Origin of the sequence: Virgibacillus litoralis (genome assembly GCF_017873675.1) — a bacterium.
GTDB lineage: Bacteria > Bacillota > Bacilli > Bacillales > Amphibacillaceae > Lentibacillus > Lentibacillus litoralis.
Window position 1 is genome coordinate 45,919 of sequence record NZ_JAGGKK010000019.1, and the last position, 21,259, is coordinate 67,177.

The following is a 21,259-nucleotide window of genomic DNA, read 5'->3' on the forward strand; positions in this document are numbered from 1 at the left end:
AGATCCTTTTCATCAAGCTATTCTTGTTCCGCTAACTGGTTCTCAATTTCAGTCATAATCCTTCCCGCTTCTTCCCAGTTTCCTTCAGACATTGCCTTTTGATAGGCATTAAATAAGTCACCAAACTGTCGCAGTTTTTCTTCTGCTTCATTTATCTCCTGTGAAGGTTCATCTGCGTTTTCATCCGATTCTTCTGTTCCATCGTCCTCTTCTTCTGCTGCATCATCTTCTTCTGCTTGGTCTTCATTTTGACGATCCGGATTAATTTTGTTCAACATCTCGTCAAGCGCTTCATCAAAAGTTCGTTCCATTACAATATTGTCACCATATGCCATTACAATTCGCTTCACTTCAGGAAGAGATGTTGCATTGGAGGATTCAATATAAATTGGTTCGACATAAAGAATGGTATCTTCTATTGGAAGAGCCAGCAGATTCCCTCGTATTACCTGTGACCCACCTTGTGACCATAAGTTCAATTGCTGCGAAATGTCACTATCCTGATTGATTCGGTTTTCAATTTGTTGAGGACCATATACATTTTTCTGTTTTGGAAAACGATATACAAACATCTCACCATAATGTTCTCCATCATTACGAACGCCTATCCAGGAAATCATGTTTTGCCTGTTTTTTGGCGTATACGGTAACATCAGAATAAATTCTTCCTCATTTTGATCAGGCAATTTCATAGTGATATAGTAAGGTTCCATTTCAGTGTCTTCATTAAAATACTTCTCCGTTGGGAACTGCCAGAAATCCTCACGATTATAAAATACTTCTAAATTTGTCATATGGTATGTGCCGTACATAGAAGCCTGAATAGAAAACAAGTTTTCCGGATATCGAAAATGAGCTTTAATATCCTCAGGAGCTTCACTAGTAAATAGCTCAGGAAACATATTTTCATACGTTTGTAATAAAGGATTATCTGGTTCTGTTACATAAAAATTCACTTCACCTGTATATGCATCAACAACTACTTTGACAGAATTTCTTATATAATTAACGTTCCCCTGATATGATTCAGAGTAAGGATAACGCTCTGCCGTTAAGTATGCATCAATAATCCATACAAGACTTCCATCATCACGGACAACGATGTAAGGATCTTCGTCATAATTAAAAAATGGCGCGATTCGATTGACACGTTCCATAATATTTCGTGTATCCAGCAATTGACTGTCCTTTGTTACTTGGTCGGATACAAACATGCGAAATGAGCCTTCGTTTAATGCAAATAAAAATCGGTTGATTCCACCTAAAGGAATTCCCGAATCTGCATCAAAGCGAGTATCGACATTCTCACTTCCTGAAGGGTAATCAAATTCATCAACTCCGCTATTAACAATGACATTCTGATAAGGCTCTTCTCCAAAATAGATTTGCGGACGGCTTACATCCAATTCACCTTTTGGCGGAAGATTATTTACAATAAACTCCGGCTGACCTTGTTGTGTCACTTTATTAACGTGGCTCATCGCAATTCCATAACCATGTGTATACCTTAAGTTTTGGTTTACCCAAGTTTTTGCTTGTGATGGAAGATCATCTGTATTTAATTCCCTTGCTCCTAAGAATACTTGCTGGTACTCTCCATCTATCATATAACGGTCAATATCAACATCATTGTACTCATAGTAAGTACGAAATGTCTGCTTTTGGTTATAAACGTCAAGCAGTGGCCTTGAGTCGTTCATGCGTACGTTGTCCACGGTGTTCTTATTTCGTTCTATCATCGCCTCACTTAATGATTCGTTTGCCGGATGTTGCTTTTCATTCATTTCATCCAAGTCATAGGCAGCTCTTGTGAAGGACAGATTATGCTCCAAGTAAGGACTTTCTTTTGAAAACTCACTTGGGGACACAATAAAGTTCTGAACAACAACAGATGTCAGCTGCCCTGCAATTACTAATCCAATATATGCAACAATTGGAACTACGATTGAACTCAACTTCCCCCGAACAAGGGCTGTAATCATCCATACTGTTGCAATAACTGCAGCTGCAGCCAATACGTATGACTTAGGAATGTTGATGATATCATCTGTGTAGCTTAAACCATACACAACGCTTTCCTGAAATAGATTCACTTGATTTGTCAAAAGCGTTCCATATGGAGCCAAAAGGTGAATTGCTGCTAACAGCAGTCCTATGAAACCAAGAGTTACCCCAAGTTGTAATTGAGCAGAGCGGTTTAACCTATACATGTTGTAAACTGAATAAGCCCCAACTTCTGCAACTAAGAAAAATATACCTAATCCTAATAAAAGAAAAACAACAAATCTTAGAAATGGTAAAACAAACATATAGAATGAAATATCTAGATTAAAATAGGGATCCGTTTGTCCGAAAGAAACGTGCTCTAAATATTTAAGTGTACGTTCCCAGCCAAACCCTTGTGTAATACTACTGCCAAAAAGACCTATCAGAATGGATATCCCAACGACAATCAATAAGCTCATTTTGCGATCAACTATCACCTGTGACAATTGACTGCTATCAAATTGATTAATGTACGATCGCCTTATCCAAAATAACGTAAAGAAGGTACCTCCCGCAAACAAAAGAAACCCTACTATGCCAAGCAATACTTTGCTTCCCAGTATGGTAGTAAACACGTTTTCAAATCCAAGCGAGCCCATCCAAATATAATCTATAATCCATTGATTAGCTATTAAACCTACAATGATGATCAAAATAATACCAACTAATATGTAGCCAATCCAATTCAAACGCTTTTTCCATTTTTCTTTTTGTTCTTCACTAAAACTTCCTTTAGTATCCAAAGTTTGTCCCCCTGATATTCACACTATTTCCTTGTCTATGATGATACACCATATACAAGAATAAAATATACTGTTCTACATTACTCCTATAATACTTATATTCTTAGATACGTATTCCAGAAAAAATGGTTTTAAAAGATAGCGAGTTTAATAATAATGTTGAGGATGATTGATGATTCCAAAGTGGATGAATAGGTTATGTGTCATTGTTAGCTCGATGCATTCTGCTACAGGTTTTTATTAATACTGCAGCAGTTAGCATCGATTCTAATTATGCATTCTTAAGCTCTCTGTTTATAGAGTCAGCAGTTATTTTTGAATGGGAGGTATGCCATAGTACTTCTTTGTCTTTTATCAAAAAGATCTGTGGTGATTGATGCTTTATATTTGTTTCGGCCGCCACCTGATTGGAGACATCTCTTGTTTCAATCACCTTCACGATATAGCCATCCAGATTATCTTCAGATGACTCCAGGAATGATTGATATTGCTCGAATGCGCCTGCGCTGATTGGACATGTCGTACTATGCTTGAATAATAGAACAGGATTTTGCTGAGATTTCTCCCAAACTTGTTCCAATTCTTCATTTGATTGCAGTTCTTTTAATTCAACCATCGTGATTCCTCCATACTGGTATTTTTTAATTACAACTAGTCTCATTGTACTTGAAGAAAGGGCTTTTAACCAGTAATAGTAATCAATTATCCCTCTAACACCTTGACATGAAACGTCCTTGTTCTTGGACCGTCAAATTCGCAAAAATAGACACTTTGCCAGGTCCCTAAAATTAACTTGCCCTCAGAAATAATTAATGTTTCATTCGCCCCAACAACAGAAGACTTCATATGTCCATCTGAATTACCTTCCATATGCACATATGCAGACTTATTCGGGAACGTTTCATCAAGCCCCAGTTTTAAATCAGTCTTCACATCTGGGTCCGCATTTTCATTAATCGTAATCGCTGCAGTCGTATGTGGGCAGTAGACAATCATTATTCCATCTTGTATACCACTTTCAGTTAGCGCTTCGTCCAAATAACGATCCAACTCGACAAACGATTGTTTTGCTTTCGTGGAAATATTAAAAGTAAATAATGTACTACTCAAGTTATCATCTCCCCTTCTCTGAAAAATAGGTTCCACGGATATTCTTTTGGCGGTAAAGATTTAAATTCTACCTTTTCTTTTTTAGTTGGATGTTCAAATGCCAATGTATGAGCCCACAAAGCAATTTGCTGCCCTTTACGATTCATATTAAGTCCGTACTTTTGGTCACCAAAAAGCGGATTACCGGTTTCAGACAGCTGAACTCGTATCTGGTGTGGCCGTCCGGTATGAAGATCAATCAGCAATAAACTCAACTGCTCCTTCTTACCAATTACTTCATAATCCAGCAATGCTCTTTTCGCTTCTTGACGCTTTGAAGAAACGGTCGACACTTTATTCTCACTTCGATCCTTCAGTAAAAAATGTTCCAGCGTTGCCTGCTTTTGGGGAGGATTTCCCCTTGCAACAGCCAGGTATTTTTTATCAAATGCCTTCCTGCGAATCGAATCAGATAATCGAGAGGCGGCTTTTGAGGTTTTGGCAAATACCATCACTCCACCCACTGGTCTGTCCAAACGATGAACCAATGCCAGAAAAACATTACCAGGTTTATTATGTCGAACCTTTAAATCTGCTTTTAGCATTGATAACATATCCCGATCTCCGGTAGGGTCTTCCTGAACCGGAATATTCACCAGTTTTTCAACTACAAGCAGATGATTATCCTCATACAGGATAGGTATATTCATAAATCTAAACTCCTTATACGTAAAAATCAACGTCCATGATAACATAGCTAAAAATAACTATGCCATTTGATTCAATCGACCCCCAACAATCAGACTATTTTAAAAAATGTTACATTCCTTTAATCTAGTAAGTAACAATTTATTGAAAGGGGTTACAAATTTGGGTAATAAAAAAATAATAAAGTTCTCTTTTATATTTTTAACAGCATTGCTTCTGTTTAATCCGCTTGGCGAAAATAATTCTTCTCATGCGGCAACAACTGACAGCAGTATAGTCAACATGAGACTTATGGAAACGACGGATATTCATGTAAATCTTGTTAACTACAACTATTATCAGGACAAGCCAACTAATGAATTTGGTTTGGCGATGACAGCAACACTCATTAAACAGGCTCGCAGTGAAGCGAAGAACCATATGTTGTTTGACAACGGGGACCTGATTCAGGGCAATCCACTTGGAGACTACGTTGCCAGAAACGGTCTTGAAGAAGGAGAAGTCCATCCTGTCTACAAAGCAATGAACCTCTTAGATTATGACACCGCAAATATTGGGAACCATGAATTTAACTATGGTATCGACTACTTAAAGGAATCCATTGACGATGCTAACTTCCCATATATCAATGCAAACGTCTACTATGATGATGGTGACAGCGACCCAACCAACGACGAAAACTTTTTCCAGCCATTCAAAATTATAGACAAGCAAGTGGAAGATGAAAATGGCAATACCCAAACCGTTGACGTTGGGGTAATTGGCTTTGTTCCACCACAAATCATGCAATGGGATAGCACTAACCTGGAAGGAAAAGTAATTACCAAGGGAATTTATGAAACAGCTCAAAAGTTTATACCACAGATGAAAGAACAAGGCGCCGATATCATTGTAGCAGTCCCACACTCTGGACTTGGCTCAGTTGAACTGCAAAAAGGAGAAGAAAATGCTACTTACAATCTAACGGAAGTAGAGGGCATTGATGCGATTCTGTTCGGCCATGCTCATGAAGCTTTTCCTAGCGAGTCATTTGCAGGAATTCCCGGTGTGGACTTGGAAAAAGGAACAATTAACGGTGTTCCATCTGTAGAAGCAGGCTTTTGGGGGAACCACATGGGATTCGTTGATCTGAAACTCGAAAAAAATGGCGAAGACTGGGATGTGATTGATTCCAGTGCGGAAGTCCGGTCCATTTACGACGAAGAAACAGGTGAAGCGCTTGTCGAGCCAGATCAGGAAATCATTGATGCTGTTTCAGAAGAACATCAGGCAACGTTAGATTATGTACGTTCTGAAGTAGGCGAAACAACTGCACCGATTCACAGCTATTTCGCGCTTGTTAAGGACGATCCATCTGTACAAATCGTATCCAATGCACAGAAATGGTATACAAAAAACGCAGTAGAAGGAACGGAATATGAAGGGTTACCAGTCCTGTCAGCAGCTGCACCATTTAAAGCAGGTGGCAGAAGTGGAGCTAACTATTACACGTATATACCAGAAGGTCCAATTGCCATTAAAAACGTGGCTGACCTATACGTATATCCGAACACCTTGAAGGTAGTTAAGCTAAACGGGGAGCAAATTCGTCAATGGCTCGAAATGTCTGCCGGGCAATTTAATCAGGTTGATCCAGATGCCCAAGAACAGCAATCATTAGTCGATCTTGATTTTTCAACATATAATTTTGACATAATTGATGGTGTTACTTATGAGTTCGATGTGACCGAACCATCCCGTTATAACAATGACGGTGAGCTGATTAATCCGGATGCACAACGCATTGTAAACCTGCAATATAATGGTGAACCAGTAAATGACGGGCAGGAGTTTCTTGTTGCAACAAACAACTATCGTGCTGGTGGAGGCGGTAACTTCCCTAACTTAGACGGAAGTCAAATTGTCCTATCTCCACAGGTACAAAACCGTCAGGCGGTAATTCAGTATATTCAGGAAAACGAAACAATTGATCCTTCAGCTGACGGGAATTGGTCATTTGCACCAATTGATGGCAATCCCAAGCTTACATTCCAGTCATCACCAGATGCACAGCAATTTATCCAGCAAGATGGGAATATCAGCTATTCCGGTGAAGGAACAAATGGTTTTGCCAAATTTAACATTGACTTATCTAAGCCTGTAACACTTTCATCTATCCAGCAGAACGTTGCGGACTTGAAACAAGCAGGTGAAATCGATCATCCATTGGCAGTTCAGTTAACGAATAAACTGAAACAAGCAGAACACCAATTAGATAAAGGGCATCGAAAACAGGCGATTAAAAAAGCAGAAGGATTCCTAAAGCATTTGAATAACAAAGCAATGAATAAATTCATTACAACAAATGCAAAGGAAGACCTGAATAACGCTGCTGGTGAGCTTATTAGCAACTGGCAGTGAGAGGAACAAAAGCGCAAGCGCCTGTTCAGCGCCGTATGGACTGGACTGACCCGTGTGAGATAAAGGATACACGAAGAGCGTAAGCGATTCGATGCTGACTTATCGTAGACACGGGGAGGGAAGTCCACTAGGCGCTAGGCGCTGGAGCTGGACGTGGCTAGATAGCTTAGTTAGTTATCCACAGCGCTCAAATTTTATAATTTCCTAGACAGTAAAAGAGCCCTGTTATGGATTGATTCCATGACAGGGCTTTTAATGCCTTTAATTACTCTTTCGTAAATTCTTTTGTACTTCTTACCGTATCAATTGGGCGAACCATTTTTTCAATTTCTTCACGTTTTGGTTCCAGCATTGGAGGCAACGATAGTTTTTCTCCAAGCGTTTCATAAGGCTCATCCCCCATGAAACCTGGACCCTCTGTGGCAAATTCAAATAAAATCTGTGGCGCCACATTAATATACAATGACCCAAAGAAGAATCGATCAACAAAGCCTGATGTCTGGAATCCTATGCTTCTCATTCGTTTATCCCATTCATCTAACACAGAACGGTCTTCAACACGGAATGCCGCATGATGAACCGTCCCAAAACCTTGTCTCGCCTGCGGTAGAACTGTATTATACTCTACGACAACCTGTGCACCATTTCCTCCTTCTCCCACTTCGAATAAATGGAAGGACCCTTCATGATCTATTTCTTTAAATAGAAGAGCTTTTTCCATCATTTCTTTGAAGTAATCAAAGTTAGCAATACGAACAAAGATTGGCCCTAATCCGGTAATAGCATACTCTAGTGGGATCGGCCCTTTTTGCCAAGGAGTACCTGCAGCAACTCCATTATCATTTTCATCTGAAATCAGTTGGTAATTTTGATCATCAAAATCAACAAAAGGAAGTGTCTTTTTACCAAATTGCTCTTTAATTCCGGAGTGTTTTACTTCCAGCCGGTCAAAACGTTTCACCCAATAATCTAGTGCCGCATCACTTGGTACACGAAATGATGTCTTAAAAATCTCATTTGTTCCATGTGATCCTTTTGGAATGCCAGGAAAATCAAAGAAAGTCATATCCGTACCAGCACTTCCCTTATCATCCGCAAAAAATAAATGATATGTTTTGATATCGTCCTGGTTAACGGTCTTTTTCACCAAACGCATTCCTAAAACATATGTGAAAAATTCATAGTTCTTTTCTGCACTGCTTGTTATGGCAGTTACATGGTGCATACCTTTTAAACCATTCATTTAAAATTCCTCCAATTATTTGTGGCTGTAATTCTATCTTCAATCAGTTATATTTATTTTTAATTCAAGATAAATATAATACTGATAAACCTTAGTGTCAATAAATAAGGTTTATATTGATTTAATAATGGATGATTGTTGCTATTTCCAAGCAATCAGTCTTAAAAACTGCGATCCAATCTAATGGTAAGGAACAAACCTTTCATTTCAGAGAAGGAATCAATCTTACAATGCGATCAAGACAGAGTACAGACCCTACTACCTTAGTTTCGCTTCCACTGTTAATGAAAAAATAACTTCAACAGAATTCGAATAAAACCGCAATCCTGAAGAAATTAAAGATGGCTCTTTACGATATACTCAAAATGAAGTTAAACAAAAAGGAGAATGGGTAGCATGGAACAAGAAGGAAAAATTATTTCCGCCGATTTGACCGTTCATGAGGCTGAACAGGTACGCAACTTCTATGAGTACGTGATAGGCTGGGAGCACAGCGAGGTCAATATGGGAAGTTACAACGATTACATTATGACCACTAAGGATGGGACACCTGTCGCCGGCGTTTGTCACCAAGTAGGTAGCAATGAAGGGTTGCCGCCCGTATGGATGGTCTACTTCCAAGTAAGCGACCTGAACGATAGTTTGGAAACATGCCGAAAGCTAGGTGGAAAAGTTTTGCGGGAACCAGGAGGATCCGGGTGCGGCAGTTTTGCGGTAATTGAATATCCGGCCGGAGCAATCTGCGCTCTCAGTCAAATGTAATACAAAGCATAGCAAAGGAATTGTATTAAAGCCTAATTTCTCGCCGTAGCAAGTGTGAAATTAGGCTTAACGGAACAACTTCATACCAGGATAATTATCGAGTTTTGTGTAGAAATCACATTCCATTAAATGGACCTTTTCACAAAGAAATACAAGTCTTATTCCAGATTATGTCGCAGTTTATATCAATCGCAAAAAACTAGAAATACTCTGTATAAAAATAGTTACGAAACACAATTTATTACTGGGGTGAAAAAATGAAAAAACAACGCAAAAAGGAGTTTCCCATTCCAACGGTGGCAAATTCAGATGGTGAGATAAGTGTTCAAGACGGGCTAGATGCTAAGCATCCTTTTGCCGGGGAAGACAATTTTGCTGGAGATTCTGTTGATGAACATAAGGAACTTGAAGCAGCCAATGAATACTTTGCAGAAAAAGAAATATCACAGCAAAATAACAACTCATAGCTTTCTGTTTCAAGTTCAATCACTTTGAAAAAAGCCGCGTTCTTCAACTGAAGATGCGGCTAACGTATTATTCCATTTACTTTTTTTGAATACTAACGGCCGTTCCATACACCAAAAGTTCTGCAGCACCATTGGCAATCTGGGACGTTACAAAGCGAACATTTACAACCGCATCAGCACCGGAATTCTCTGCCTCCTTGACCATTCGCTCTGTAGCCCTTTGTCTGGATTCTGTTAACATTTCCGTATACTCTTTCACTTCTCCACCGACTATATTTCTGAAACCCGCGACAAAATCCTTACCAATATGTTTCGCACGCACAACATTCCCCTTAACCATACCCTTCACATCTGTGATTTCATACCCGGGAATGGTTTCAGTATTTACTAACATCATGTTGATCTTCCTCCTTCTTGTCTTTGATTCTGTCTCTTATAACTCCGATGAGAATTGCCAGAACACCTGTCATTCCAATCACAATAGAACTAATCAAAAAGATAGTATTATACCAAATGTTAATCGCAAAAAAATCAACAGTATAAGATAACAAAAATGTTAAAATGGAAATCCCAACAAGAACAACACCACAGCGAAATAAGATAACACCAAGACGAACTATAACCTTCACCCGCCAATCGCAACGTTCTTACTAAAGTAATACGATTATAACTGCAAAAGGTTCCAAAAAATCAGACGTTTGGATTACAGTTTCTCAAATGACGTGCACCATTAGAAAAAGCCGGAGGAAAACCCCCGGCTTTTAATAATAATTATTTATTTTGCTTCCATTTCTAATTCAGCAGATTCTTCCACAGATGTTTCTACCGTCTCTTCTGTGTTTTCCTCTTCAGTTGTTTCTTCATCTGTTTCTTCGTCACTCGCTTCTACTGCAAGTACTGCTGAGTTTTCTGAAGCATTCGCTTTTGCTACATCACTAGCGTTTGCTGAAGCTTGTGCGTTGATTTTGTTTTCTTGAGATTTATTTACTTCCTCTTCTTCTGTTCCTTCTTCAGCTTCTTCCGTATTCTCTTCCTCTGTTGTTTCCTCTTCTGTTGCTTCTTCTTCTGTTACTGATTCTTCTGTTTCCTCTGTTCCTTCCTCAGCTTCTTCCGTGTTCTCTTCCTCTGTTGTTTCCTCTTCTGTTGCTTCTTCATCAGTTACTGATTCTTCGGTTTCTTCTGTTCCTTCTTCAGCTTCTTCCGTGTTCTCTTCCTCTGTTGTTTCCTCTTCTGTTGTTTCTTCATCAGTTACTGATTCTTCGGTTTCTTCTGTTCCTTCTTCAGCATCTTCTGTGCTCTCTTCCTCTGTTGCTTCTTCTTCAGCCTCTACAGCTAGTACTGCTGAGTTTTCTGATGCATGCGCTTTAGCTACATCACTTGCATTTTCTGCAGCTTGTGAGTTTACTTTATTTTCTTGAGATTTATTTACTTCCTCTTCTTCTGTTCCTTCTTCAGTTTCTTCTGTGTTTTCTTCCTCAGTTGTTTCCTCTTCCGTTGCTTCTTCCTCTGTTACTGATTCTTCAGTTTCTTCTGTTGTTCCCTCTTCTGTTGCCTCACCATCTGCTTCAGCTGTCACTTCGACATTAGCCTCTTCTTCTGTAGATTCAGCTACAATAGATGACTGTGATGATGCATTAGCTTTTGCTGTTTCACTGGCATTTGCGCTTCCTTGAGATTTAGCTTTTTTCTCAGCTTTTACTTCTTGTTTCTTTTCAACAGGTACTTCTTTTTTTGCATTAGAAGAAGCTGCATCTGCTGATTGAACACCTGCAAATACTCCTAATGTCATAACTCCTGCTAATACTAGAGATTTCATCCGTACGTTTTTCATAATTTAATCGCTCCTTAATTAATTTTTTATATATTTATCACTCTTAAAAAATTAAGAAGCAATCTTTGGCGGTTCTGCTGGCGGTGCATTCACCCACTGATCCCGAAGAACTTCGGATCTCTTGCCGATTACTTGCGACTTAGAAAAGAACATGAGGGGATTTGGCAAATCTCCTTTTACCACTGAAGAAAAACTGGTTTGTCCACCAAAATCACCACCACTCGTTGATGCTGATGACGGTAATGAACCAGGTTTAATCATCAGTTCCTGACGTTCTGAATCTTCGTTAGGTATTGGAATGGATTTTGACTTTCCGCTTTGTTCTTTTTCATCAGGACTCATATCATCCTTAGATGTACTTTGTTTATTAATGGTTTGAGATGCTTTATCTCCTGAATCGGTTACTGAAGTTCGGGGCACTTCATTAACGCGCATTGGATCTTCTTTGTTTTCAGAGCTGTCATTCGTTTGAGTAGTTTGCTCTTCATCATTCTTCGAGCTTTTCTCTACCGTACTTTTTGACCTCCCTTTTTTTCCATGCAGTTTATCTTTATCCTGTTTCTTTACTTTTTCCTTTTTTGATGCCACTTCTCGCTCAAGCTTCTCTGTTTGTTCAGTAGCTTGGTCATTTGCCTGAGGTGGCAGGGTTTTTGAATCCTTATCCTTCAATTGAGGTTCCGCGTGGTCGGAAGCTTTATCCGACGGTTTCTCTGTAACTGTCGTCCCTTTAGAAACTTGCTTATCATGATTCGAAGACTCTTCAGGAATATCAGAAGATCCCTGCCCCTTCTTAGTAGCCTCTTTGGCAGCTTGAGAAGTTTGTTTACCTTTTTTCGAAACATCTTCCGCTACAGGACTCGACGATTCTTTATCATTAGCCTGTGACGCTGCCTTTTCAGGAGGATTACCATTATTCGCTAAAGTATCGGCTGGGAGTAGAAATACCGCCAGTACCATTATGCAACAATATACTAATGGTCTTATGCGCATACATTCACCTCCTCCCCACTTTCTACATATTTCTTATTTTTCTATCATTTTCTGTCCGTCTTATTAAAATCCAACAACTTTCGATATCTTGCTTTTCCATTCAAAATAAGCTGTTTTGTAACGAATATGAGTTATAATAATGGTGGAGGTGGATAGTGATGGTTACAGCTAAAAACTCAGTATTAACAACTGAGCAGTGGAAAGCTATTCGTGAAAATGACGAGAATTTTGATGATCAATTTTTCTATGCTGTCAGAACGACGAAAATCTTTTGCAGACCTTCCTGCAAATCTCGTGTTCCGAATTTTGATAATGTAACGATTTTCTATAATGCTGATGAAGCATTGGCAGCGGGATTTAGACCGTGTAAAAGGTGTGAATCAGCGGGATACCGGCTGCCGGATGAGGAATGGGTCCTTCAGGCAGAGGCATTTATAAGAGAACATTTTATTGAACACTTAACATTGAATAGTATTGCAGAAGGATGCCATGGCAGTCCTTATCATTTACATCGCGTATTCAAGCGGATAAATGGTATTACGCCAATAGAATTTATGCAAACAATTCGGATGGAAAAAGCAATATCTTATCTCAGAAAGACGGATAAACCGATTCATGAAATTTGCACGTTAATAGGAGTTCCTAATGCTGCACATTTTGCAACATTGTTTAAAAAACGAACTGGACAGACACCACGAGAATTCCGAAAAAGTGACGAAAATGAGGTGTTACGTCATGAAATATAATGAAGAAAATGTGGTATATTATGGCCATATTAAATCTGATGGCTGGTCCATTTATCTTGCGGTTACCGATACTGGCCTTTGTTTTATCGGTTCGCATAATGGGGGATTTAGTGAAATGAAGAGCTGGTTTAATACTAAACGGCCAAAAGCTCATTTAGTAGAAGAATGGAATGAAGTTTCCATATATGCTGAACAATTAGTAGACTATTTAAACGGTAAACGGAAAAATATTGATTTACCCATAGATTTAGTTGGCACAGAGTTTCAAGAGTCAGTATGGGCTGAATTACAAAACATACCATATGGTGATACAAAATCATACACAGATATATCAGAAGCTATCGGCAAACCCGATGCAATACGGGCAGTAGGGGCAGCAGTCGGAGCGAATCCTATATTAATTGTTGTACCTTGTCACCGGGTGATTAGTAAAAGCGGGAAACTGACTGGCTATCGTGGCGGCATTCCAATGAAGCATAAATTACTTAGGCTGGAAAGTAGCTGATGGCACGAAATTATCAATTAATCTATGACAAATTGTTAAACTATTATGGCCCACAAAACTGGTGGCCAGCCGATACGCCCTTTGAAATGATGATCGGCTCAATTCTTGTACAAAATACAGGCTGGCGTAATGTGGAAAAAGCACTGGAAAAGGTAAGGCCTTTTTTGAGCCCGAAGCGTATGGAAAAGTTAACAACCGAAGAGCTGGCTCAGTTAATTCGGTCGAGTGGCTTTTTTAATATCAAGTCAAAACGAATCAAGGCTTTTCTGGAATGGTATAAATCCTATAACTACGATATTGACGCGGTCAAAAAAACAGACAAGCATCAGCTAAGAAACGAACTGCTCAGCATTAATGGTATTGGTCGTGAAACAGCTGATGTCATGCTGCTATATGCTTTTGATAAACCAGTGTTTGTTGTTGATGCATATGCCAGAAGAATCTTTTACCGGCTCGGATTTGATATGCCAAAATCCTATGATACATTTCGAAAACAGGTGGAAGAAGTGGTTCCACAGGACCTGGGGTTATTTAATGAATTTCATGCTGTGCTGGTCGAGCATGCAAAGGTTCATTGTAAGTCTGTACCGATATGTGAAGGTTGTCCATTGTTTGACGTTTGTGACAGAAGACTGGATAGTAATGATTAGAATGGAGGAAATCAGATGAAGTCGCACCATACGAACCGGCGTGCTGTTCGCCGTTTTCTGCTTGATAAGCAGCACCTCCTTTCACAGAAGGAGAATCCCGCTACAGAAGAGACATTGCAGATAATTCGGCAGCTTGAATGTGTACAGCTTGATGCAATTGCCTCCGTTGCCCGTAACCAGCATCTTGTTTTAGCCGCTCGAGCTCCCGGGTATCAACCCGAAATATTAAATGATTTATTAGCACAAGGTCATTTATTCGAGTATTGGGCAAATGCCGCATGTACGATCCCAATGGAAGACTATCCAAAATTTGAGGCGACCCGACTTCGCTTCCAAAGTCAGTCAAAAGAAGAACTGGATAAACTAGGATCTGTTGTGGATGATGTGCTCGATAAGCTGCAGCTAGAGGGCCCGCTTCCTTCACGAGCTTTCAAGGCTGAGAACCGTGTTCACGGTGCATGGGACAACAAATCCCCCAAGACCAAGGAGACCTCCCATGCCTTGAATCAGCTCCTTGATGCAGGAATAATCCGTGTTGTCAGAAGAGTTGGAAGTGAACGGTTTTTCGATCTAACGGAACGTACGATACCGAAGAACTTGTTACAGGAAGCTGACAAAATGGATAGCGTTGAATCGAATGAAGCCCTTTTGGAGAAATATATACGGGCCTACCGCGTCTTTGATGCGGGTGATCCCCGTCTGGGCTGGCAAAAAATGAGTGCAGCACAACGTCGAGAAGCGATTACAAAGCGAGTGGAAAATGGAGCAATTATTCCATTAGAAATGGATGATGTTCACCGGCAATATTATATTCTAGCTGAAGACCTGGACGCATTAAAAAAACACGAACAATTCACACCTAAGGGGAAATCTTCCACGGAGAATGTGCCAATCCGATTTCTTCCGCCACTGGATAACCTGCTCTGGCGCAGGGAGCGATTGGCAGATCTTTTTGACTTCTCCTATAAATGGGAAGTATATACACCAAAAACCAAACGAACGTATGGATATTATGCCATGCCAATCCTTGCCGGAGACCGTTTAATTGGTCGAATTGACCCAGGCCTGGACAGGGAAAATCAACACTTGAATGTTCGTCTGCTACAAATAGAGCATAATGTGAACATGACGCCACAACTGCGTAATAATTTAAGGGAAGCAATAGAGAGCTTTGCCGCCTTTCACCAGGCTCAAACTATTACTATCGAACGGGCAATGCAGGATGTACAGATTTTTTAATAGTAATGTTTTATACATAACCAGTAAAAACATACAAGGCACCCACTCTTTCGCTGGGTGTCTGGTGATTATCTAAAGGGATGTGAATAAGATGAAAATCGTAATTGCTCCGGATTCTTTCAAGGAAAGTATGTCAGCACTAACTGCTGCCAATGCGATTGAAAATGGTTTTAAAAAAATTATTCCTGAAGCAACATATGTGAAAGTCCCCATGGCTGACGGGGGTGAGGGAACCGTTCAATCGCTCGTGGATACAACAAACGGGAAAATAATCAGTAAAACAGTAACAGGTCCAGCAGGCTACCCTGTTGAAGCATTTTATGGGCTTACGGGTGATGGAGAAACAGCCGTGATTGAGATGGCTGCTGCTTCTGGTCTTCACCTCGTACAATATGAAAACAGAAATCCTTTAACCGCAACGACAAAAGGTACAGGAGAACTAATTCTCGCTGCACTTAACCATGGTGTAAAACATTTAATTATCGGACTGGGCGGAAGTGCAACGAATGATGGCGGAGCAGGAATGGCTCAAGCGCTAGGTGTCAGTATACTTGACTCAAACGGACTACCGATAGATTTTGGTGGCGGTGAATTAAATAATATTCATTCAATCGATACCACAAACCTTGACCCAAGATTACAGCAGGTACAAGTTGATGTTGCTTGTGACGTGGATAACCCTCTGACTGGCGAGCATGGTGCGTCTGCTGTATTCGGCCAGCAAAAAGGTGCAACTGAAGAGATGATTGCGACGTTAGATCAAAATCTCACCCATTACGCACAAATTCTACAACGTGATTTAGATAAAGACGTTGAGGCAATTCCAGGGTCAGGTGCAGCTGGAGGCCTTGGTGCAGGTCTACTAGCCTTTTTAGAAGCCGACCTAAAACGAGGAATTGATATTGTCATCGATGCAGTCGATTTAGAAGAACACATGGAACATGCCACACTAGTCATCACCGGTGAAGGTAAAATAGACAGACAGACAATTTACGGAAAGACTCCAATCGGCGTTGCTAAAATTGCTAAAAAGCAACACATTCCTGTCATCGGTTTAGCAGGTTCACTTGGCGAAGATTATCACATTGTTCATGACCACGGGATTGATGCACTCTACTCAATTGTACCAAGTGTGGTTCCATTAGAGACAGCACTTGCCAATGCAGAGCAGTATACAGAACAACTAGCCGAGAATATCGCCAGGACGATTAAGGTACTGGGATTATAATATTTGGCATGGTGTCATGACTAGTGAAGCTAGGACGGTATACTTATCGACCGCAAGAGGGCCTTTTTGTAGAAGAAAAAGCCGTTCCGTTTATGATAGAACCTAAATGAAATGATAATTATATAATGCTTTAAAAAGGGTGAATATGCGATGATTGCAAAAACTGAAGAGGATTTTAATGGATTAAGAGAAATTGGTGAAATTTGTGGAGCAATTCGAGATAAATTAGTCCAATGTACGAAACCTGGTATTACTACAAAAGAACTCGATGAAATTGCTGGGGAGATTTTTGAAAAAGCAGGAGCCCAATCTGCACCAAAAGGAGAATACGATTTCCCTGGGTATACATGCATTAGCATAAATGAAGAAGTAGCGCACGGTATTCCAAGGGACCGAATAATTCAAGAAGGAAACCTTGTAAATATTGATGTTTCAGGTTCTAAAAACGGGTATTTCGCAGATACTGGAATTTCTTTTGTTGTTGGGAAAGGAGAGGTAATTTTACAGAAAATATGTGACGTTGCTAAAGAAGCATTCGACACTGGACTTGAGAAAGCAAAACCAGGTTCGAAAAAAAGCGCTCTCGGAAAAGCTGTACACAATGTAGCAAAACAGCACGGCTTAACTGTTATAAAAAATCTTACTGGGCACGGGGTTGGGCGCTCGATTCATGAAGCACCAGAACATATTTTCAATTACTTCTCTCGCTGGGATGATGAAATTTTAAAAGATGGTATGGTAATTGCCTTTGAGCCTTTTATCTCTACATTTGAAGAGGAAGTTTTCCAATCCCAAGATGGATGGACCTTCCTAACCGATAAAAGCCAAGTAGCTCAATACGAACATACAGTTATTCTTACAAAGGAAGGACCGATTATTACTACATTGTAGGAGTACTGATACCACAGTAGAACGCTTTCTGTAATAAGGAAAAGCTCCTTATTGGCGTATGAATTTAAGAAATGGTTTGACGTTCAGATATGGAATTGATATTCTATAGGTATAAAGGTCATTCTATCTAAATTAAGGAGAACTGCATGACATGAGTCGATCTATAAAAAAAGAGACATTGCTTAAAGTGGCTGAACAGTTATTTTATGAGCATGGATTTCGTGGGGTAGGATTAAAGCAAATCATAAGTGAAGCAAATGTTGCTACAATGACGCTCTATAATCATTTTCCTTCCAAGGATAATTTGGTCGAAGAAGTACTGAAGCAGCGGGAGGAACGCTATTGGTCTTATTTGGATTCACATGTGGAACTGGATTCAGATTCCCCTTTCATCCTTGCTGTTGAAGCTCACGGCCGTTGGTTAAAAGAACAATCCTACAAAGGGGATATGTTTTTAAGAGCGATAGAAGATTATTCGGGAACTGATAATGAGATTGAAAACATTGCAAGAGGTCATAAAGCAAAATTACTTAAATATTTTCAACTATTAGCTCAAAGAAAAGGTAAAGAAAACAAACGTGATTTAGCTAATCAATTTACATTGCTGCTTGAAGGAACCACTTCCATGACGACATTAATTGGTGCAGAGAAAGCAACAGAACATTCTATTGCGATGGCGAGGACACTTGTCCGACATACGTCGTAATTTTTTTACCTATTAATTAGAAAGGTCGTTCTATATATTTATTTAAAGTTAGGATGAATACCATGAAATTTTCAAGGTTAGTATTACCTGGCGTTACAATGATTGCTGTTACTTATGGATTTGCAAGGTTTAGTTTTGGGTTGCTTCTCCCCGGAATAAATGAATCACTTGAAATGTCCGAATTTGTATCAGGGATGATTTCTTCGCTGTTTTATTTAGCCTATTGCTTCACGATCATTCTATCCACTGTGATTACGTCAAAAGAAGGGCCAAGAAGGATGGTTATCTCTGCTGGACTATCAGCCTTTGTTGGATTGCTTTTGATGTGTATCGCTCCAAATGAGTGGGTGCTGGCGTTAGGGGTATTACTAGCAGGTGGAAGCACAGGCTTGATATCCCCCCCTTATGGTGCGGCGATATCACTTTGGATTAAAGAGGAAAAACAAGGGCGAGCTAATACATGGATCAATTCAGGAACAAGCTTTGGCATAGTTCTTTCTGGGGTGGGAGCGATTTTATTAGCACCGAATTGGAGAATAACGTATTTGATTTATGCTATCTTGACATTCCTGATATTGATATGGAATTTCCGGGCGATTCCGAAAGTCGGGGCGAACCCGAGTTTGACGTTTAAAAAAGGGAACCTCTCTATACGAGGAGTGAAAGGTTCCATTCCTTTAATTTTGGCATCTCTTACCCTGGGAATTTCCACAGCGGCCTTTTGGACATTTTCCAGAACATTTATTGAGGTGGCTGGTGATTATAGTGCTTGGCAGCTTTCTGGATTTTGGGTCGTCATAGGACTATTTGGTGTGCTAGGCGGATTTTCTGGTTCTCTAATTGAAAAGGGAGGACTGCCGTTAGCTTACAAATTAGGGTGTTTGTCGATTGCATCATCATCGATAATTCTCTCTTTTTCACCTGGAAATTTGCTTATGACCTACTTATCGGCTGGAATCTTCGGTTGCGCCTATATATTTTTAACAGGGGTCCTTCTTGTCTGGGGAATCCGTGTATTTATTACGAATGCATCATTAGGTATTGGCGTTCCATTTTTACTTTTGGCAGTGGGGCAAGTAATAGGTTCATTATTCGCTGGAATGTTTATTGAAGCGTGGGGTTATGTTCTTTCATTTGTACTTTATGGAATAATTGGCCTGGCTGCTAGCCTAATAGGTCCAAAAAGAACTACTTAGAAAACTTGGCATTCGCCCAGCCTTTGGGCGAATTGCCTTAGTTCACTTGTGCAGTAAGAAAGTAGTTATACTTTCTTATCTGCCAAGAAAAACCTGATGCTTCCTAAACAATCGTAGCGCTTTAATCTCCGTGCCGGTTTTGGGCAGATTGTGGAGGAATGGATTTACTTAATCATTTATTGTAAACTGAACTTACACAATTATTTAAATGACTTATTAACCATTACGATTAAAAACAGTAAGGGGGAAACTAACATGAGTAATAAACGGGAGTTGTCACTAGAACAACGTGAAGAATTACTCAAAACATTGAAAGCACGTTTTGAGAAAAACATGCACCGACATGAAGGCCTTGAATGGGCTGAAGTCCAAGCAAAGCTGGATACTAATCCTGAAAAACTGTGGTCGCTCAATGAAATGGAAAAAACCTCCGGTGAACCGGATGTTGTTGGTCATGATAAAAAGAAGGACGAGTACATTTTCTATGATTGTTCAACGGAAAGCCCTAAAGGTCGCAGAAGCATTTGTTACGACCGTGAAGCGCTGGAGTCGAGGAAAAAACATAAACCAGAAAATAGCGCTATGGATATGGCAGCCGATATGGGAATTGAACTTTTAACAGAAGAACAATATCGGGCATTGCAGGAGCTTGAAAATTTCGATAAGAAAACGTCGAGCTGGGTACAAACACCCTCTGATATGAGAAAACTTGGCGGCGCCCTTTTTTGCGATTATCGCTTCGGACATGTTTTCACGTATCATAATGGAGCAGAATCCTACTATGGTGCTAGAGGTTTCCGTGGCTCGCTAAGGATCTGAATTTTACACAAACAGCTCAAGTTGTACCTTAGAACAAATCTTTTTGGGTAAGACTTTAAACGATCGGGCGCTTTTCTAGCTATTTTTATGATTCAGCTAAGCTTATAAAAACATTTTAATGGCGTCCTTGTCGTAATTATCACGAGGTTTACCACTTTTTGCAATGTATTTTCCAATGGTATACGTCAAAGAAGTGTTATTTAACATACGTAAGTATTTCACGAGATTAAAAAGGGCTAATTTCTCAGTAGAAAACTGATAAACTAGCCCTTCGCCTTTCAAAATAGCGCTCTATAATGGAATAATTGTAAAGCTAATGAAGCTTTTTTAAAAACTTCGTTTCTCTGGCCAAGCTCCTTGCATTTTACTAAGGAACACAATTTGCCCAATATGATATGCGTCGTGCATTGCTAAACTCTTCAGTTCAAGTACTAATGGATAATCTTCTTTTGGGATTTGTCTATACATATCGTCATGGTCTGATTCTGCTAGTATTTTTCCAAGTTCACGGTGAACATAAAAGTATTCTTGTTTTGTTTCCTTCCAATTTTCTAACGTCTCATTTGGTAATTGAAATGTAGAATCATTATTTTCTGCCAGTGGTTCATTCACTGTTTCGCCAAGAAAGCGCATCAGAAATCTCTTTTCAAAGAAAAGCAAATGACACACTAATTCCCAAATGGAATTCATTGACCCGTCAGCTGGTTTCCAAATTGCCTGTTCTAATGTAATATCTTCTAGCACTTTTTCAAGTGGTGGAAACCAATCTTCTTCATCTAAGCAGCTTGCCCATTGTTGTAACAAAAGTGTCTTTTCATCCATTTTCTATTCCCTCCAATTTAATACTTTAAAAGAAAATCGCTTTGGTCAAAACTTCTTTTGCAGTCGTATTGTTCTGGCATAACTTACAATTTCATCTAATTACCTTCTTTACTCCACAATTATGACCATTTCCGAAAGATAGAACACCGATTCTTATTCCAGATAGGGCAACATTACG

Annotated in this window: 22 protein-coding genes; 12 read left to right on the top strand and 10 right to left on the bottom strand. The window is 39.7% G+C overall.

Annotated elements, in window-relative coordinates; translation table 11 throughout:
- Window positions 1-17: 17 nt before the first annotated feature.
- From J2Z82_RS15415 to J2Z82_RS15430, 4 genes are all read right to left on the bottom strand, one after another.
- The gene (locus tag J2Z82_RS15415; RefSeq protein WP_209481650.1) at window positions 18-2,789 is read right to left on the bottom strand and encodes a UPF0182 family membrane protein; all 2,772 of its coding nucleotides are present in this window, start codon (window positions 2,787-2,789) and stop codon (window positions 18-20) included.
- A gap of 271 nt (window positions 2,790-3,060) precedes the next feature.
- Window positions 3,061-3,405: a bacillithiol system redox-active protein YtxJ gene (ytxJ, locus tag J2Z82_RS15420; RefSeq protein ID WP_209481652.1), complete on the bottom strand. Its 345-nt coding sequence runs from the start codon at window positions 3,403-3,405 to the stop codon at window positions 3,061-3,063.
- Between the two features lie 86 nt (window positions 3,406-3,491).
- Entirely contained in the window at window positions 3,492-3,899 is a 408-nt protein-coding gene (locus tag J2Z82_RS15425; protein WP_209481654.1) for a secondary thiamine-phosphate synthase enzyme YjbQ, read from the bottom strand.
- Window positions 3,896-4,588 (bottom strand): RluA family pseudouridine synthase, encoded by a 693-nt coding sequence (locus J2Z82_RS15430; protein ID WP_209481655.1) that lies wholly within the window; start codon window positions 4,586-4,588, stop codon window positions 3,896-3,898. The genes J2Z82_RS15425 and J2Z82_RS15430 overlap by 4 nt, the downstream gene beginning before the upstream one ends.
- A 160-nt stretch (window positions 4,589-4,748) precedes the next feature.
- Here J2Z82_RS15430 and J2Z82_RS15435 point away from each other — a divergent pair, with 160 nt between their 5' ends.
- Window positions 4,749-6,986 carry a bifunctional 2',3'-cyclic-nucleotide 2'-phosphodiesterase/3'-nucleotidase gene (locus tag J2Z82_RS15435; RefSeq protein ID WP_245251741.1) on the top strand — a complete coding sequence of 746 codons (2,238 nt, stop codon included), beginning with the start codon at window positions 4,749-4,751 and terminating at the stop codon, window positions 6,984-6,986.
- A gap of 265 nt (window positions 6,987-7,251) precedes the next feature.
- Here the strand turns inward: J2Z82_RS15435 and J2Z82_RS15440 are convergent, their stop codons facing one another.
- Complete coding sequence (locus J2Z82_RS15440) at window positions 7,252-8,229, bottom strand: ring-cleaving dioxygenase (protein WP_209481659.1); 978 nt, start codon at window positions 8,227-8,229, stop codon at window positions 7,252-7,254.
- A gap of 396 nt (window positions 8,230-8,625) precedes the next feature.
- Here J2Z82_RS15440 and J2Z82_RS15445 point away from each other — a divergent pair, with 396 nt between their 5' ends.
- Window positions 8,626-8,991 carry a VOC family protein gene (locus tag J2Z82_RS15445; RefSeq protein WP_209481661.1) on the top strand — a complete coding sequence of 122 codons (366 nt, stop codon included), beginning with the start codon at window positions 8,626-8,628 and terminating at the stop codon, window positions 8,989-8,991.
- A gap of 257 nt (window positions 8,992-9,248) precedes the next feature.
- A complete protein-coding gene (locus J2Z82_RS15450; RefSeq protein ID WP_209481663.1) occupies window positions 9,249-9,458 on the top strand; it encodes a hypothetical protein in 210 nt (69 codons plus the stop codon).
- 76 nt (window positions 9,459-9,534) lie between these two features.
- Here J2Z82_RS15450 and J2Z82_RS15455 read toward each other — a convergent pair whose 3' ends face one another.
- The 4 genes from J2Z82_RS15455 to J2Z82_RS15470 all read right to left on the bottom strand — a co-directional run bounded on the left by J2Z82_RS15455 (window position 9,535) and on the right by J2Z82_RS15470 (window position 12,279).
- On the bottom strand, window positions 9,535-9,855 hold the full coding sequence (locus tag J2Z82_RS15455) for a YbjQ family protein (protein ID WP_092494010.1): 321 nt from the start codon (window positions 9,853-9,855) through the stop codon (window positions 9,535-9,537).
- Complete coding sequence (locus tag J2Z82_RS15460; protein WP_209481665.1) at window positions 9,836-10,087, bottom strand: hypothetical protein; 252 nt, start codon at window positions 10,085-10,087, stop codon at window positions 9,836-9,838. The genes J2Z82_RS15455 and J2Z82_RS15460 overlap by 20 nt, the downstream gene beginning before the upstream one ends.
- Window positions 10,088-10,233: 146 nt before the next feature.
- On the bottom strand, window positions 10,234-11,289 hold the full coding sequence (locus J2Z82_RS15465) for a hypothetical protein (RefSeq protein WP_209481666.1): 1,056 nt from the start codon (window positions 11,287-11,289) through the stop codon (window positions 10,234-10,236).
- A gap of 51 nt (window positions 11,290-11,340) precedes the next feature.
- Window positions 11,341-12,279 carry a hypothetical protein gene (locus J2Z82_RS15470; protein ID WP_209481668.1) on the bottom strand — a complete coding sequence of 313 codons (939 nt, stop codon included), beginning with the start codon at window positions 12,277-12,279 and terminating at the stop codon, window positions 11,341-11,343.
- 158 nt (window positions 12,280-12,437) lie between these two features.
- Between J2Z82_RS15470 and J2Z82_RS15475 the strand changes: the two genes are divergently transcribed.
- The 9 genes from J2Z82_RS15475 (at window position 12,438) to J2Z82_RS15515 (ending at window position 20,259) form a co-directional block, all read left to right on the top strand.
- On the top strand, window positions 12,438-13,025 hold the full coding sequence (locus J2Z82_RS15475; protein WP_209481670.1) for a bifunctional transcriptional activator/DNA repair enzyme AdaA: 588 nt from the start codon (window positions 12,438-12,440) through the stop codon (window positions 13,023-13,025).
- Entirely contained in the window at window positions 13,015-13,530 is a 516-nt protein-coding gene (locus J2Z82_RS15480; protein WP_209481672.1) for a methylated-DNA--[protein]-cysteine S-methyltransferase, read from the top strand. The genes J2Z82_RS15475 and J2Z82_RS15480 overlap by 11 nt, the downstream gene beginning before the upstream one ends.
- The gene (locus J2Z82_RS15485) at window positions 13,530-14,180 is read left to right on the top strand and encodes an endonuclease III domain-containing protein (RefSeq protein WP_209481673.1); all 651 of its coding nucleotides are present in this window, start codon (window positions 13,530-13,532) and stop codon (window positions 14,178-14,180) included. Before J2Z82_RS15480 ends, J2Z82_RS15485 begins: the two co-directional genes overlap by 1 nt.
- Before the next feature lie 15 nt (window positions 14,181-14,195).
- A complete protein-coding gene (locus tag J2Z82_RS15490; protein ID WP_209481675.1) occupies window positions 14,196-15,419 on the top strand; it encodes a winged helix-turn-helix domain-containing protein in 1,224 nt (407 codons plus the stop codon).
- Between the two features lie 91 nt (window positions 15,420-15,510).
- On the top strand, window positions 15,511-16,647 hold the full coding sequence (locus tag J2Z82_RS15495; protein ID WP_209481677.1) for a glycerate kinase: 1,137 nt from the start codon (window positions 15,511-15,513) through the stop codon (window positions 16,645-16,647).
- Window positions 16,648-16,797: 150 nt separating this feature from the next.
- Window positions 16,798-17,538: a type I methionyl aminopeptidase gene (gene map / locus J2Z82_RS15500; protein WP_209481680.1), complete on the top strand. Its 741-nt coding sequence runs from the start codon at window positions 16,798-16,800 to the stop codon at window positions 17,536-17,538.
- 151 nt (window positions 17,539-17,689) lie between these two features.
- Complete coding sequence (locus tag J2Z82_RS15505; protein WP_209481681.1) at window positions 17,690-18,244, top strand: TetR/AcrR family transcriptional regulator; 555 nt, start codon at window positions 17,690-17,692, stop codon at window positions 18,242-18,244.
- Window positions 18,245-18,306: 62 nt separating this feature from the next.
- On the top strand, window positions 18,307-19,440 hold the full coding sequence (locus J2Z82_RS15510) for an MFS transporter (RefSeq protein WP_209481683.1): 1,134 nt from the start codon (window positions 18,307-18,309) through the stop codon (window positions 19,438-19,440).
- A 255-nt stretch (window positions 19,441-19,695) separates the two neighbouring features.
- Window positions 19,696-20,259 (top strand): DUF4256 domain-containing protein, encoded by a 564-nt coding sequence (locus J2Z82_RS15515; protein ID WP_209481685.1) that lies wholly within the window; start codon window positions 19,696-19,698, stop codon window positions 20,257-20,259.
- 327 nt (window positions 20,260-20,586) lie between these two features.
- Here the strand turns inward: J2Z82_RS15515 and J2Z82_RS15520 are convergent, their stop codons facing one another.
- Window positions 20,587-21,081: a DinB family protein gene (locus tag J2Z82_RS15520; RefSeq protein ID WP_209481687.1), complete on the bottom strand. Its 495-nt coding sequence runs from the start codon at window positions 21,079-21,081 to the stop codon at window positions 20,587-20,589.
- Window positions 21,082-21,259 lie beyond the last annotated feature (178 nt).